This window comes from bacterium, assembly GCA_040755795.1.
Classification (GTDB): domain Bacteria; phylum UBA9089; class CG2-30-40-21; order CG2-30-40-21; family SBAY01; genus JBFLXS01.
In genome coordinates this window covers 4,056-22,315 of sequence record JBFLXS010000023.1, presented here as the reverse complement: position 1 = coordinate 22,315, position 18,260 = coordinate 4,056, and the positions used below count along the sequence as shown (strand labels likewise).

Annotated in this window: 2 protein-coding genes; both read left to right on the top strand. The window is 41.7% G+C overall.

The annotated features are described in order from the left end of the window. Positions 1 to 641: 641 nt before the first annotated feature. Positions 642 to 12,134 carry a DUF2341 domain-containing protein gene (locus tag AB1414_03175; GenBank protein MEW6606445.1) on the top strand — a complete coding sequence of 3,831 codons (11,493 nt, stop codon included), beginning with the start codon at positions 642 to 644 and terminating at the stop codon, positions 12,132 to 12,134. Between the two features lie 125 nt (positions 12,135 to 12,259). Then, complete coding sequence (locus tag AB1414_03170; protein MEW6606444.1) at positions 12,260 to 18,259, top strand: Ig-like domain-containing protein; 6,000 nt, start codon at positions 12,260 to 12,262, stop codon at positions 18,257 to 18,259. Position 18,260 lies beyond the last annotated feature (1 nt).

Sequence of the window (18,260 nt, the reverse complement as noted above, 5' to 3'; positions counted from 1 at the left end):
AAAGTGTAAGAAAGGGGATAAGGAGATAAGAGTGATATGGAGATAAGATAATAGAAATAGATTGAAATTTATAGAAATAGGTAGAAATTGATTGTGAAAAACAACAAATTTCCATAAATTTCTATTAATTTCAATTTTTTGTAACCGTTCACCGCAGAGACACAGAGACGCAGAGAAGAAAATTAAAATTTATGGACGATAGGCTTAACATCCCTGATTTTCATCAGTGCAATCTCTTGAGTCCAACAACATTAAACTTGCCCTGATGAAAATCAGGGATGGATTAACAAATCTGGCTTGCCGGCTGAACATTCGGCAAGCAGGTCTTATGTATTTCAATGGCTACACCAATAATCTTTTCTGTTATCTGATTTATTTCCATATCTTCTCTGTTCCTCTGCGTCTCTGCGGTAAATTACCACCTGAACGCTTACTAATTTTCTAACTCATTGATATTATTGATATTTCATTTTTAAAAATGGCAAAAATTAGACCAAAATGGTTGTTTTAGTATGGAGTTGGGTTAACGCTGAAATTGGGAATGGGGCTTTCACTTCTCTCCCCAATTTCTAATTTCCAATTTCAATTTTCTGTAAAATGTATCTCCCCAGTTATTACCAGACAAAGGAGAGGAATGGACAATGCGAAAAGTTTTTATATTTTGTTCCAGTCTATATTTATCCTTGTGTCTCATATCTTTTTCTCCCCAAAAAGCCTTTACTACTACTACGGTGAAGAGTCAATATATTACCGAGAGTGCTACCTGGACCACCAGTGGAAGCCCGTATATCGTTGAGGGAGATGTTTATGTTCAGGGTAACGACAACCCTGTTTTAACCATTGAACCAGGTGTGACGGTAAAATTTAATCAGAATGTTCGGTTGGTTATTGGTCACAATAGCTCCAATTATTATGCTGGTCGGTTGAGGGCTGATGGTCAACCAGGGACAGGGAGTATCATCTTCACGGCCAATCAAGGAACACCTACCTCTGGCTTCTGGAGAGGTATATACTTTGCTCAATACAGTAGTGGTAGTAGTTTAAATAATGTGGTGGTGGAATACGGTGGTCATACTGAAGAGGCTAATATCATCTGCTACAACTCATCTCCTTCTATCATCAATTCTATCATTCGCCAGAGCAGTAAATATGGCATTCGATTACAAGGTTCATCATCCCCTCAAATTACTAACTGCATAATTACTAATAATGCCCATACCGGAATTTATTGTGATGATACTAATCCTTCACCTACGATTACTAACTGCATATTTTCTAACAACAATTCCTATCCGGTGTGTCTGGGGGCTAATGCGGCAGGGAAACTCACCAATAACACCTTTGACAGTAACGCTATAAATGCGGTTGAGGTGCGTGGTCAAACTATCAACACCTCTGGCACCTGGACAAACCAGGGTGTCCCTTATGTCCTAACCGGGGATGTAACTGTTCAGGGTAGTAATTATAGTAATCCTGTTTTAATCATTGAACCAGGGGTGACGGTAAAATTTAATCAGAATGTTTGGTTGTATATTGGTCACAACGACTCCAGTTATTATGCTGGTCGGCTGAGAGCTGATGGTCAACCAGGAACAGGGAGTATCATCTTCACTGCCAATCACGGGACACCTACTTCTGGCTTCTGGAGAGGTATATACTTTGCTCAATACAGTAGTGGTAGTAGTTTAAATAATGTGGTGGTGGAATACGGTGGTCATACTGAAGAGGCTAATATCCTCTGCCACAACTCATCTCCCCCCATCACCAATTCTATCATTCGCCACAGCAGTAAATATGGCATTCGATTACAAGGTTCATCATCCCCTCAAATTACTAACTGCATATTTTCTAACAACAATTCTTATCCGGTGTGTGTGGGGGCTAATGCTGTAGAGAAACTCAGCAATAACACCTTTGACAGTAACGCTATAAATGCGGTTGAGGTGCTTGGTGAGACTATCAACACCTCTGGCACCTGGACAAACCAGAATGTTCCTTATGTCCTAACCGGGGATGTAACTGTTCAGGGTAGTAATTATAGTAATCCTGTTTTAACCATTGAACCAGGTGTGACGGTAAAATTTAATCAGAATGTTTGGTTGTTTATTGGTAACAGCGGCTCCGATTATTATGCTGGTCGGCTGAGAGCTAATGGTCAACCAGGGACAGGGAGTATCGTTTTCACTGCCAATCAAGGGACACCTCCTGCTGGCTTCTGGAGAGGTATATACTTTGCTCAATACAGTAGTGGCAGTAGTTTAAATAATGTGGTGGTGGAATACGGTGGTTATGTTGAAGAGGCTAATATCATCTGCTACAGGTCATCTCCCTCCATCACCTATTCTATCATTCGCCATAGCAGTAAATATGGTATTCGATTACAAGGTTCATCATCCCCTCAAATTACTAACTGCATAATTACTAATAATGCCCATACCGGAATTTATTGTGATGATACTAATCCTTCACCTACGATTACTAACTGCATATTTTCTAACAACAATTCTTATGCGGTGTGTCTGGGGGCTAATGCGGCAGGGAAACTCACCAATAACACCTTTGCCAATAACGCTATAAATGCGGTTGAGGTGCTTGGTCAGACCATCAATACCTCTGGCACCTGGACAAACCAGGGTGTACCTTATGTTCTAACCGGGGATGTAACTGTTCAGGGTAGTAATTATAGTAATCCTGTTTTAACCATTGAACCAGGTGTGACGGTAAAATTTAATCAGAATGTTCGGTTGGTTATTGGTGACAGCGGCTCCGATTATTATGGTGGTCGGCTGAGAGCTGATGGTCAACCAGGGACAGGGAGTATCATCTTCACTGCCAATCACGGGACACCTACCTCTGGCTTCTGGAGAGGTATATACTTTGCTCAATACAGTAGTGGCAGTAGTTTAAATAATGTGGTGGTGGAATACGGTGGTTATGAAGAGGCTAATATCGTCTGCTACAGGTCATCTCCCCCCATCACCTATTCTATCATTCGCCACAGCAGTAAATATGGCATTCGATTACAAGGTTCATCATCCCCTCAAATTACTAACTGCATAATTACTAATAATGCCCATACCGGAATTTATTGTGATGATGCTACTCCTTCACCTACGATTACTAACTGCATATTTTCTAACAACAATTATTATCCGGTGTGTCTGGGGGCTAATGCTGTAGGGAAACTCACCAATAACACCTTTGCCAATAACGCTATAAATGCGGTTGAGGTGCTTGGTCAGATCATCAATACCTCTGGCACCTGGACAAACCAGGGTGTCCCTTATGTTCTAACCAGGGATGTAACTGTTAAGGGTAGTAATTATAGTAATCCTGCTTTAACCATTGAACCAGGTGTAACGGTAAAATTTAATCAGAATGTTCGGTTGGTTATTGGTGACACCAGCTCCGATTATTATGCTGGTCGGCTGAGAGCTGATGGTCAACCAGGGACAGGGAGTATCATCTTCACTGCCAATCAAGGAACACCTACCTCTGGCTTCTGGAGAGGTATATACTTTGCTCAATACAGTAGTGGCAGTAGTTTAAATAATGTGGTGGTGGAATACGGTGGTTATACTGCTGAAGAGGCTAATATCGTCTGCTACAGGTCATCTCCCCCCATCACCTATTCTATCATTCGCCAGAGCAGTAAATATGGTATTCGATTACAAGGTTCATCATCCCCTCAAATTACTAACTGCATAATTACTAATAATGCTACTACCGGGATTTATTGTGAGAATACTGCCAATCCGAGGATAAATTTCTGTGATATTGTGGCAAATAGATTGTATGGTGTGTATAATAGTAGCTCTAATATAATTAATGCAGAGAATAATTGGTGGGGAGATAAGAGTGGTCCGAGTGGTGTTGGGACTGGAACAGGGGATGCTGTCAGTGCCAGAGTTGATTATATCCCCTGGCAAGGTAGTCCGTATAGTGATGATATTCCTCCGCAGGCAGTAACTGATTTAAGGGTAGGGACAGTGAGTGATATTTTTGTTAACCTTATCTGGACCGTTCCTCAAGAGGTTACTCACTATGAGATAAGATATGCTACCTTCACTATTAATGAGGCAAATTGGGGATTGGCAAATTCTACAGGTAAAATATATACTAAAGGTGGCACAGAAGAGGTTTATGTAGTCAGTGGACTTGAGCAAAATTTGACCTACTATTTTCGACTTAAGATTGCAGATATGGTTAGTAATTGGTCAGGGTTATCAAATGAGGTTTCTACCAGGACATTCTTACCTGGCCCATCTAATTTAGTCGCCGGTGTAATCTGGGAAGATAAAATAAAACTTTTCTGGCAGGATAATTCCAATATAGAGGTTGGGTTTAGTCTTGAAAGGAAGGCTGGTCAGGGTGAATATATAGAAATTGGCACGGTTACCGCTAATGTCCGTAGTTATGAGGATACGAAAGATGTTGCCACAGGCACACTTTACACATATCGGGTGCGGGCATATAATAATCTCGGCTATTCGGAGTATTCCAATGAAGCGACGGCTACTACCTCTGCCTGGCAATATCAGACCATAGTCTTCATTAATAATAACTCCAACCCAGCTACCTTGACTGACTATCAGGTTATGCTTACCCTTACTCCAGCGCTCTTTGACTATTCCCGGGCAAACCCGGACGGTTCTGATTTAAGGTTCCGAAATAGTGCCCTACTTTCTTACTGGATAGAGACATGGAATACAAATGGGACTTCCACTATCTGGATAAATGTCCCGGAAATTCCGGCTTCTTCAACACAGATAATCACAATGCATTACGGCCTGAGCGGTGTGGCTAAGATGAATAATGGAGAAAATACCTTTGATTTATTTGATGATTTCTTCTTCGCAGATACAAATAAGTTTTCTTACGGACAGAGTTATCATAGCAACTCACCATTAATCTATAATATCACGGCAGATAACCTGTTAGAGGTTTATTCAGATAATGGCTGGAAAATATTAAATATGAAAAAGACCTGGTTACCTGCGGAAACCTTTGCTATCAAAATCAGGTTTAAGGAAGCGGGTGCAAGTAACTGGCACACACATTATTTAGTTGAGGTAAATAATCTCAGTGCTAACCGATTTGGCTGGCAGGAGGGGAATAATTTACAGTGGCGAATTGAAATAGTTGAAGATGGAAGTTGGGGTTATTCTAATTATCTGGCAAATTTGACCGCAAATACCTTTTATAAAGCCGAACTTATCAAAAAGGCGGCTGAGACAATTGAAGGAAAGATTTACACAGATAGCCAGGAATTGCTGGCTAATTATGCCAGGATTTCCTCTGCCTGGTCAGACGAATCCTGGACCTGGGTTACCTGGAAATATTATCCAGTTAAGAGTTATTATGACTGGATATTTGTCCGTAAATACACCGACCCTGAACCAGTAGTAACACTTAGTTCGTCCCTCTCAGAAATTGTTCCTGATACGGGTATTAACTCGGCTACTGTCTCTGTGACTATTACGGCCAGGGGGGCAGGTTTCCTGAGCGGTGCTATGGTTAAATTGAGTCGGACGGGATATGAAGATATTATCGGCACAAACACAATCATTCTCACCAATCAGACCCTGACCACTACATTTGACCTGACGGATAAACCAGTTGGGTATTGGGATGTAGTGGTTTGTAATCCAGAACAACTACCAATGACTTTGCGTAATGGCTTCTTCATTCGAGATATTGTTATCCCGATTCCAGAGATAATTACGCCGACAGATGAAGGGATTATCTCTGGAAGTAATGTTAAGTTTTCTGCTCAACAGATAAATGGTAATGATGGCCTAAGGACTATCTGGGAAATTTTTGTAGCAGGTAATTGGTGGGTAATGGGGACATCAACTAATCCAGCAAATAATTTCTCTATTTTCTGGAATAGCACTCTTGTGCCCTCAGATGGAACTTACACGGTAAGAGCCAGATTATTTGATACGATGGGTAATGAAGGAACCGATACGATTACCGTCATCATAGACAATACTGCCCCTATTCCTCAAATAACTCAGCCAGAAAACGGCTCAGTTGTCAAGGATGATGTCCTCATTAAGGCCAAACAGATAAACGGCTCAGATGGAATTTTAGTTACTTACGAAATCTTCACGATGAATAAATGGCAGTTAATTGGGACTTCATCAGATAGGACTTCTGACTTCCCAGTTGTCTGGAACAGCCTGTCTGTCTTAGATGGCAGCTACACGCTCAGGGTAGTGATGAAAGACTATGCCGGATTGGTGGGTAATTCAACGGTTATCATCAAGGTAGATAATACTAACCCTATTCCTGAAATTATTCAGCCGACTGATGGGGCAGATATTTCCGGGGAACAGATTTTTAAAGCACAACAAATTAATGGTAATGATGCTATTATTACCGTCTGGGAGATTCTTATTAACAATAATTGGATATTGATGGGGTCTTCAACAAATATCTCGGATAACTTTGCTATTTTCTGGAACAGTGATTTGATTCAAGAAGGGACTTATACTGTTTTAGCCACGATGAAAGATATAGGTGGTAGTTCTGGGACGGATTCGATTATGGTTAATATAGACCGGACAAAACCATCATCTACTATTCTTTCTCCAATTGATGGAATGGTGTTAAATAATCTTACTCAAATTTCAGGTACCGCCTCAGATACTCCATCATTGGGCAAAATAAGCAAAGTAGAGATAAATATAAAACGAAATAGTGATGATAAGTATTGGCATGGTAGTGGCTGGCAAATCACGGAGATATGGTTATTATCGCTGGGAACGGAGTCGTGGAGGTATAATTGGACACCGGCAGATGGTTCTTATACTTTACGCTCAAGGGCAACTGATGGGGCAGGTAATCTCGAAATACCCAAAGCGGGAATTACTTTTACTTACGATGCTACCCCACCCCCAATTAATATCATTTATCCTGTTGCGGATTCTATCATCAATACCAATATTGTAGATGTCCGGGTGGAGACAGAACCAGAGGTAACCGTAAGGATTGTTGACCCACAAACAGGGCAAGAGATAAGCAGGCAAAGTGATAGTCAAGGCAGTGTTACCTTTGCCAGCCTGGTTTTTAAAGAAGGGTTAAATAATATTGTGGTTAAAACGATTGATTTATTAGGCAACATAGGTCAAAAAGGCATAAATTTTGTCGTCGATACCACCCCCTTATATACCAGTGGTCATTTGCCAGCTAAAAATGCAAGTGATGTAGCCCGAAATACAAATATCAAGCTGAACATAAAAGACGATGGTGCTGGTGTGAATCTCTCTTCTATTATTATGAAGGTAAAAGGTGGCACGGTAACATCAGGTATGAGTATTAGTGGGAATAAATACAATTATACTCTTATCTACGACCCACCTGTAGATTTCGGCGTTGGAGAGATAGTAGAAGTAGAGATATATGCCAGTGATATGAATCCCCAACCCTATACTATTTATGAAACCTATACCTTTACCATTATTTTAGATAAGACACCACCTGAGACGACGATTATCCCACTATCTCCAGATCCAACTAAAGATAATACCCCTTCATTCACGGGTCAGGCAATTGATACCATTTCTAATGTAGTCGCTATTGAATATCGACTAAATGGAGGAAGTTGGACAAATGTTGAGCCGTTTACCCCGGCCAGGATAGTTAATTATTCCTTGACAACACCTGCTTTAACTGATGGCACTTACACGATAGAAATAAGGGCACGGGATGAAATAGGTAATACTGAGACAACATATAGCCAGGATAAATTTGAGATAGATACGATTAGTCCTGTCCCACCTATAATTATTTCCCCTACACCGGGGGTAATGAAAGGAGGTATATTAGTTGTTCGGGGAACAGGGGAATCCAATACTCAGGTGTGGGTTTATCTCTCTGGTGTAAATAAAGGGATAGGTAATTGTGTAAATGGAATCTGGGAGGTGCCCATTAACATATTAGATGGAACATATTCTCTTACGGCTACACTTAAAGATAAGGCTGGAAATGTAAGTGACCATAGCCAGGCGGTGCAAATAACAATTGATAGCAGTTTGCCGACAGTCAATATTACTACTCCGACCTTAAATTCTATCATCGATACGACTACTGTTACGGTGCGTGGTAACACTGAACCACAGATACTGGTAATTACTACAAATCCGCAAACTAATCAACCAATAACCTCCCGGGCAGATAACAATGGTAATTTTATCTTTCCCAATCTTATCTTTAATGAAGGAAATAATGTAATAGTGGTTAAAGCAATAGATGAGGTAGGTAATATTGGGCAGGGACAGGTGGATTTTTATGTGGATACTGCCGCTCCTTATACCTGTTGTCATATACCCGCCAGGGGTGCCACAGATGTCCCCCGAAAGACCAATATTAGATTGAATATAAAAGATGATGGGACAGGCATCCAGCAATCTTCGATTATCATGAAGATAAACCATAATATAGTTACACCAACTATTACTGGAAATCCATCAAATTATCTCCTTAACTATACTCCGGGAGTGGATTTTAACTTTGGTGATGTCGTGCAAGTAGAAGTTTATGCCCAGGACATGAATCCTCAACCACGGAATATTCAAGAGACATATAGCTTTACCATAGGTATTGATACCTCACCACCACAATCATTTATTACCCCGCTTACTCCTGACCCAACCTCTAATACTACACCTAAATTTAACGGCTCAGCCTGGGATAGTTTGAGTTATGTAGATAGGATTGAGTATCGTGTTGATGAAGGCAGTTGGCAAGATGTAGAACCATTTACCAGGGCATTGAGGGTAGATTATTCTTTTACCATTACACCACCACTATTAGCCGGGAGGCATAAGGTAGAAGTCAGAGCGATTGATACGGAAGGTAATACCCAGACCACTTACGCCATAACTACATTTACCATAGATACAATTTTACCCTCTGCTCCTACGGGAGTAAATATCCTCTTTTATCCAGATGAATATGGAAAAACGGCAACGATGCATTTGATTTGGCAGGCAAACCCTGAAACAGATATAGCCGGGTATAATGTCTATCGTAATAGCGAAAAGATTAATTCCACCCGCATATCTGATACCTTTTATTATGATTTTAACCTAACCGTTGGGCAAGAATACAAGTATTGGGTAACGGCAGTAGATAAAGCGGGTAATGAAAGCAACCCATCTGCGGAAATAAAATTTGTACCCACCTGCCTTTATGGGCCACCACTGGAGATATATTGTGAATCATTCATTCGGGGAGGGACAGGTAAGGTGAAGGTGAAGTTTACCAATCACGGCCTGGCAACTTTGAATGTTTATACCTCCCGGAATGATAAGCCAGTAGATGACCTGATGGTCTATGTTAAGACCTTTGAGGGTAAAATACTCGCTGAGGGTAAAATCTATCAGTATGATGATCAGGTAGTCAAGTTCGAGCACTATTCTTATGCTCGGGTAACACCTAATTCAAGCTTTATGTTTGCTGAGATAACGGTTAATCTACCTGGCGAGACACCAGATAATGTTATGGTAGAAGCAGTAATTCAGAAGAGTCATTACGACCAGCGGCCGGCTATAAATGGGCCTGGGCTAAAGGCAAGTATAATGTTTCCTGTTTCCGAACCAGCTTATCTGGTTACAGCAGATACTGATAAGGATATGTATAATCAAGAAGAGGTAGTAACCATATCTGGCTTAGCTACAGATTCAGAAGATGGAACACCAGTAGCCTATGCATTAGTTAAGATTGGCATTAAAACCAAAGGAATAGCCAGATACAACAATGTGTCTGCAGATGAAAATGGAAGCTATACATATAAATTTATTCCTATACCCGGAGAAGCCGGGAAATATACGGTCTGGGCAGTACATCCGGATGTAATTGTTGAGGAATGCGATACCACCTTTACTATCTTAGGGCTGGCTATAAAACCCAATAAAATTGAATTCACCATGTCAAAGAATAACACAGACTCTTTTCACATAGCAGTCCATAATATTGGTGAGACACCACTTGCAGAGGTAAGGCTAAATATTATTGATAAAAATCCAGCAGATGGGGTAACAGGTAAAGTTTCACCTTCAGTAATAAATTTATTACAGCCTGGTGAAGAAACAAAGTTTAAGATTGAAATTACTGCGGCCATAGACACTCCTTCTTTAGCCCTGTTTGAGCTTATGGCTACTACTGCTGAAGGAATTAGTAGATATGGTTCATTGACCGTCCAACTTAAGGAAGCCATACCTATAGGTCACCTAAACCCATATGAGATAAAGAAAGGCATGATGTCTGGAGAGGAAATTATTGAGTCAATATCTGTGATTAATGCAGGTTACAATACCCTGAAAGAGGTTACTATTGGTAGTCCAACTCTGGCCTGGATATCGGTTATTACTGATAAGGCTGTGGGGAATATTGACCCACAGAAAAGCAGGAGCTTTAATATTAAGATTCATCCTCCAAAAGACCTTGCCACCGGTCAATATCAGGACAGAATTGATATAACCTCAAGTAATTACCAGACCTTATCCCTATATATAAATATTCTTATTACCACATCTAAGGTAGGGAATGTATTATTTATTATAAGAGATATTTTTAGCAAGCCAGTAGGAACAGCATCAATTTCTGCTGCCAGTCAGGAGTTGAAAATCGTGACATTCTCAGGTAAAACTGATTCTGAAGGTAAGGCATTTTTAAAGGATATCCCAGCCGGAAGATATACCTACTGGCTTTCTGCCTCAGGATTTAATAATACAGGTGGAAATATTGTGGTAGAGTCTGGTATGGATAATACAGTTGAGGCGACTATGACGGCTACTATAATGGGGGTGGAGTGGACAGTTACCCCTACTACCATCGAGGATGAATATGAGGTTAAGATTAAGGCAACCTTTGAAACAAAGGTGCCGGCACCACAAGTAACTATCACCCCACCGACATTGTCGTTTACCATCCAGCCGGGTAAGAGTGCAGATGCAGAGCTGACCATACACAACATGGGATTAATTTCTGTCTTCAATTTCGAGATTAAACCTCTGTCTAAACCTCCAATAATAATAGAAGCGTTAACTCCCATTATTCCGGAACTAAAAGCTAAGAGTACGGTTAAGGTACCTATTAAAGTTACCGTTTTAACTCATGCTTCACCAGTTACTCCTTTTTGCCACCCTTATGAGACCCACATAGTTTATGATGCAGATGATTATATATGCTACAATGAAGATGGAACCGAAAAATGGAGGGGTCGAGTTAATATAGCCAACACACCTGTAACGCTAAGAACAAGCCATGCTGATTTAGGGCTTAGTAATTATATATTTCACAGGATAAGATACATAAACTGTCCTGATAAGTCTGATTATACCCCGAATATGAAACTTACTGTTTGTAATAAAGGTAATGAGACGGTCAATTTTTGTGATTGTGGACGACTGCGGATAACAATTGCCGGAATAGTTCCGTTTTTGAGCTGGATAACGAGTGCTGTGCAGAGTTTGATGAATGTTAGTAATGATTGGAATTCTATGACTCCGGAAGAATTTGCTGAGAAATATGAATTTGGAGGAGAGGCACTTCAGGAAGTTGTGATTAACCAGGCCAATGTAGCTGGACTATTTAGTGACGCAATTACCATTACACTCAGGATAAAGGATGTAGCGAACAGAGCGATGACAGCTTCTGGAGAATGTGCGGATTTAGGAGAACTGGATAACTTGCAGGAGACTTTAAAAGAAACTTTCCTAAAAGCAGGGCAAGAGGCAGGAAGACATATAATAAATAAGATTGGAATGTTCCCAATATTTGATGTTAGTGATGAGGTTAGTCAATTTGTGGATCAATCTATTCCTCCTGGACAATGCACCTATGTAAATATTTCGGGTAATACCTCTCAATTCTTTGGTGCAGGACATGCCAGTTTCTGTGTCAGACAAGGTAATGGTGAGTGTTGCTGCTCTTCGATAACTATTACTGATTCTACCTGGATATGCAGTGAGATAGTATCTTCTATAATTCGTAGGATTTCTAGCTGGATAAGAGGAAGAGGAGGAAGAGGAAGCGGAGGAAGAGGAGGAGGAGGAGGAGGATATGGTGCATTTAAAGGCGACGACGAGTGCCCTGGAGGTATGGTGAGAGAACCACCTGAGTAAGAACAGGACTCGTCCCTGACTGTTCGTAGTAACCTGTTTTAGCGGGTGGAGCGGGACAAACAACCGCATAAACCTGTTCCTGACAGGTTCAGGAATGCAGTCACTACAAATGGAGAGAAGTGCCAATGAGTAAAGCTAAGATATTACAAAGATTAACAGTTATATGTGGGCTAATTGTCTCTTTCCTCTATAGTACAACAATAAGACTGGAAGCCGCTGAGATATGTGTTCAGGTGAAACTTGAGATTCCTCAGAAGGTTACTTTAGAAAGAGAGGCATTCGATGCCAGACTTAAAATGATTAATTTTCTGGCATTAGACCCATTGACTAATATAAAAGTTGATGTGCATATTACAGATGAGGAAGGCAATCCGGTTAAGATTGCTACTCCGGATTCAGAAGATGAAGATGCCCTCTTTTTTATGAAAATAAGCAATAAGGAAAATATTGAGGCAATAGATGGCACAGGCGTTATCGAACCGGCTGGCAGTGCAGTTGTCCACTGGCTAATAATTCCCACCATTAAATCCGGAGGAACAGATACCACAGGTAAAACATATTTTGCGAAAGCACATATCTATTATTCTGCCGGTGGAGTGGACCTGGATTTTGAAACCTGGGAAGAAGATTTTACAGTCAAACCACAGCCAAAGCTTGTCTTAAGCTATGCCCTGCCAGGGAAAGTCTATGGTGATAATCCATTTACAGACCCAGTTGAGCCACCAGTGCCATTTAAATTGGCTGTCAGAGTATCAAATGTCGGTTATGGACCTGCCAGAAATTTGAGTATTGAGTCTGCTCAACCTAAGATAGTTGAAAATGTCTTAGGATTGTTAATTGACTTCAAACTACTCGGCTGCTGGGTTAATGGTGAATCTAAGCCTGATGAATTAAAGATAAATTTTGGAGATATTCCTCCTAATAGTTGTAAAATAGGTATGTGGGATATGATAAGTACTATCTCAGGAACATTTACAGAGATGAGTGCCACATTCACCCATAGTGCAGAGTTGGGGGGTAGCCTGACTTCTCTAATTGATAGAGTTGAAACCTATCTTCTGGTACATAATATTGTGATGGATGATAACGGTAGAGATAGCGTGCCTGATTTGTTAGTCTCCTCAACGAGGGATAAGGACATTCCTATCCCTGATAAAATCTTAGGCTCGGATAATATCGATACCTCCATTAAATATGTAGGCACCCCGACGGTTAGGTCGGTAAATGGAGGGTTAGAGGTAATTACACCACCACCTGAGAGTTGGCTTTATGTAGAAGTAAATGACCCACACCACAACCAGGATAAAAATATTTCGATAGTTCGGGCAGATGGGAAGGTGCTAAATAGTGATAATTACTGGCTGGCCAGTAACAAAGTTTACTTTGTCGATGATGGAGCTCAGACGACATACTATATTCGTTATGCCTCACTTGATACCACCCCACCGCAAACAACGCTTATTCCGATTTCTCCTGACCCCATCAGCAACAGAACACCAAACTTTAAGGGAACAGTAAGTGATATACTTAACAATATAATAGAGATTCAATATCGGATAGATGGAGGGGTCTGGCGGAATGTTAGCGGGTTCATTCCGGCATTAGTTGTCAATTATAACTTTAAGACGCCACCATTAGCCGATGGCCTGCATACGGTAGAAGTAAGGGCAAAAGATGCCGCAGGAAACCTTGAACAAACTGCCCAGGATAGCTTTACGGTAGATTCCACACCACCATTCACCGCCAATCATAACCCGTCTAAAAATGCCGTAGATATACCGGTAAATACTAATATTGAGGTGCATATTCTGGATGCAACTACTGGTGTGGATAAAGCAAGTATTATTATGAAAGTAAATGGGAATGTAGTCACACCTAACATCACGGGTGAGCCCTCTCATTATATCCTTATCTATGACCCAGAGGTTGATTTTAATTATAGTCAAAGCATAAACGTAGAGATTGTGGCTAAAGATTTAAGTAATTGGCCAAATACATTGGAAGAGGTCTATTACTTTGTCACCCAACTGGATACCGACCCACCAGACTCGACTATTGTGCCATTATCTCCTGAGCTAACTCAAGATAATACACCAACATTTACAGGTAATGCCGTTGATGTTCTAAGCAAGGTGGTTGAGATTGAATATCGGATAGACTATAACGATTGGCGAGATGTTGACCCATTTGAGCCAGCCTTGAATGTTAATTACTGTTTTACTACACCCGTTTTAACAGATGGTAGCCATACGGTTTATGTTAGGGCAAAAGATGTGGTTGGGAATCAGGAAACAAGCTATGCCCGGGATGAATTTGTGGTCTATAGTCCACCAGGGACACCAACCATTACTTCACCAACCGATGGGGCAAAGATAGGCACTGACAGCATTGAGGTGGTAGGCACCGGCAAATTGGGGGCTGATTTTGTGCTCTATGCAAACGGCAGCCAGACTACCAGCGGCACTATTTCAACTGGTGGGACATGGACAGGCACAGTTGTTCTGGCAGACGGTAGCTATACCCTGACTGCTCGGGTAAAAGACTGGGCTGGTAATATGAGTGCGGAGAGTTTGGGTGTACAAATAGAAATAGACACCACTGCACCAGCCACTCCATCTATTATCTCACCTGCTTCTGGCACAGTAATGGGAACAAATACCTTTGAGGTAAAAGGCATGGGCGAAATTAATAGTTGGTATGAGCTTTATGTCAGTGGCAGCCTCACAACCAGAGGCGTGGTCAGCTCTACCTGGACAACTACCATTACTCTAACTGATGGGGCGTATACCTTATGGGCAATAGTGGAAGACGAGGTTGGAAACAGGAGTCCGCAGAGCGAGCCTGTTTCAGTCATAGTAGATACTGCACCACCGGGGACTCCCAGCATCACCTCACCAGCAGATGGAGCGGCAATTAATTCCTCTGACTTCCCGGTAGCAGGTATTGCTGAGGCAAATGCCGTCTATAGGCTCTATATAAATGGGAACCCAACTGTCACCGGGACGGCATCAGTTAAGGGTATCTGGCAGACCCAGGTGAGTCTAACAGATGGGGCTTACACCTTTACTACTACCTACCAGGACTGGGCTGGGAATACCAGTCCGGAAAGCCTGCCTATCAGGGTGGAAGTAGATACCAGTGCACCGGCTACCCCAATTATTAGTTCACCCATAGATGGTGCGGCAATAAATACGGCTGATTTGAGCATAAATGGAATGGCTGAAGCAAATACAACTTATACACTCTATATGAATGGAACATCTACAGCCACTGGCGCAGTTTTAGCCAATGGTATCTGGCAAACTTTACTTACCCTTGCAGATGGCACATACAGCCTGAGCGTAAAAGTTAGAGACCGAGCAGGTAATACCAGCCCACAAAGCCAACCTGCTTTGATAGAGATAGATACTGTGGGGCCGGCTACCCCAACTATTACTTTCCCTGTGGCTGGGGCGGCGATAGGCACTCTTACCTTTGGAGTAACCGGGACGGGTGAATCTAACGCCATGTGCACGGTTTATGTCAATGGTGTCTCGGTGGGGACGACTACAGTCACATCTGCTGGCACCTGGCGGCGAATGCTTACCCTGACTGACGGCAGTTATACTCTGAAGTCAATGGTAGAAGACCGGGCAGGCAACCCAAGCCCACAAAGCACAATGGTTGAGGTAAAAATAGATACTGTGCCACCGGATATACCGATTATTACCACACCGGCAAATAATGCGGTCATAGGCACAGCAAACTTTGAGGTGCAGGGGACAGGGGAAGCCGAAAGCACCTTCATCCTTTATGCCAATGGCAGCCTATCTGCTACCGGTAGTGTTTCAATAACAGGAAGCTGGCAGGTAAGTATTACCCTGTCTGATGGTCCGTACGATTTGACTTGCATAGTTAAAGACAAGGCAGGTAACCATAGTCCGGAGAGTTTGCCGACTGCAATAAAGGTAGAGACCAGCCCGCCAGGTACACCGAGTATCACTTTACCTTCGGAGGGTGCGGTAATAGGTACATCTACCATTGGAGTAGCGGGCAGTGCGGAAGCCGATACCAGTTATACACTTTATGTAAACGGCAGCCCAACGATTACCAGCAATGTTTTAAACAACGGCACCTGGCAAACTACGGTTACATTAGCAGAAGGGACTTACAGTTTAACGGTGATAGTTGAAGATTGGGTGGGTAATCAAAGCCCACAAAGCCCACAGGTAACGGTGATAGTAGATACCACTCCACCAAATCCACCCACTATTACCTCACCCAAAGATGGGGAGTTGATTGGTATTACTTCTTCTTTCTATGTTGATGGAACGGCAGAATTAAATACCATATTCAACCTTTATGTAAATGGTAGCCTGACAGCCTTCGGTAGTGTCACATCTCAAGGTAAATGGGGAGGCAGACTTACTCTTAAAGATGGCACATATACCCTGATGGCTAAAGTTTTAGATATGGCTGGAAATAGTAGTTCACAAAGCCCAGGCATAACGATAGAAATAGATACAATACCTCCTTCTGGCACACCAACTATTATCTCACCTGCGGATGGCGAGATAATTAAAACTGCTACCTTTGACATTAGTGGCACAGGAGAGTCAGATAGTTTTTGGGTCTTATATATAGACAACAATCTATGGAAGAGTGGGTCTTGTTCAAGTAACTGGACAGAGACGGTTACACTTGCGGAAGGCTTTCATACCATATATTATAGACTTCGCGATCAAGCATATAACTATGGAACAAGAAGCCATGAAATAACCATACAACTCTCTATTCCACCCGGAACACCAACAATTACCTCACCAACAGATGGGGCGATAATCAACACTGTTCCCTTTGAAGTGCAAGGCACAGGTGGGAGTGGAACAACATATTTCCTTTATGCTAATGACCAGCAAGTAGCGGTTGGTAGTGTCAGTTTGGCAGGTACCTGGACAGCCATAATTAACCTTACCGATGGCTCTTACTCTCTGACGGCAAAATTAAAGGATGCCAGCGAAAATTTCAGTCCACAAAGTTCAGTGGTAAATGTGCAGGTAGATACTATCCCTCCATTTAGTTCTGAACATAATCCAGCACCCAATGCCGTTGATGTGCCGGTGAATACCAATATAATCGTTCATATCAAGGATGCGGTTAGTGGGGTGAAACAGTCATCAATCGTAATGAAAGTTGGAGGTTCAGTCGTTTACCCGTTCGTCAGCGGAATTCCGCAAGACTACACTCTAATTTATGACCCACCGTTTGACTTTAACTATTCTGAGATTGTAAATGTGACTATTGCCGCCTCTGATATGGCCACTAATACCTTCGAAAAGACTTATTCATTCCTCACCGAACCTTCACCCGGAACACAAACTCAAGTTTCTATTTATCCGGGGTGGAATTTGATAGCACTACCACTAAAGCCCTTATCAACTTATACGGCCAAAAGTTTGGCCTCGGAAATGGATACTCAAGGAGCACAAGTTGACCGAATTCAGAGTTGGGACGGGAGTGGCTGGAAAACATATCTGGCTAATACACCATTTGGTGATTTTAATATTGAATCAGGAAAAGGCTATTTTGTCTTAAATAAAAACTATAGCACCTGGCAGGTAACTGGCGTGCCTATTCATACATTTAATTTTGAAATTAATCCAGGTTGGAATTTGATTGGCATCCCGGTTTATGTTGTTGGTTTGATAGACACGGCAAAAGATATGGGAAATGATATAAACAATCAGCAGGGTGTTTGTGACCGAATTCAGAGTTGGGATGGGAGTGGCTGGAAAACTTATGTCATCAATCTCCCATTTGGGAATTTTGGTATTAGCGAGGGAGAGGGATATTTTGTTTATGCGACTAAAAGTAGCAACTACTCCCCTAACCAAATTAAGGTAATTAACCTTCAACAAACACAATTTACAGTGTCATGGAAAACAGCTATGGCGGTAGTTGGCGAGATTCACTATGGCACAACTACGGCTCTGGGTAATATCATCTATGAACATACGGAAAATTATGACCACCAGGTAACTATTACTAATTTAGAACCTGAGACTATCTATTATTATGACATTATATGCGATGGGGTAGTTGATGATAACCAGGGGCAACATTATATGGTTACAACTCCTCAATGAC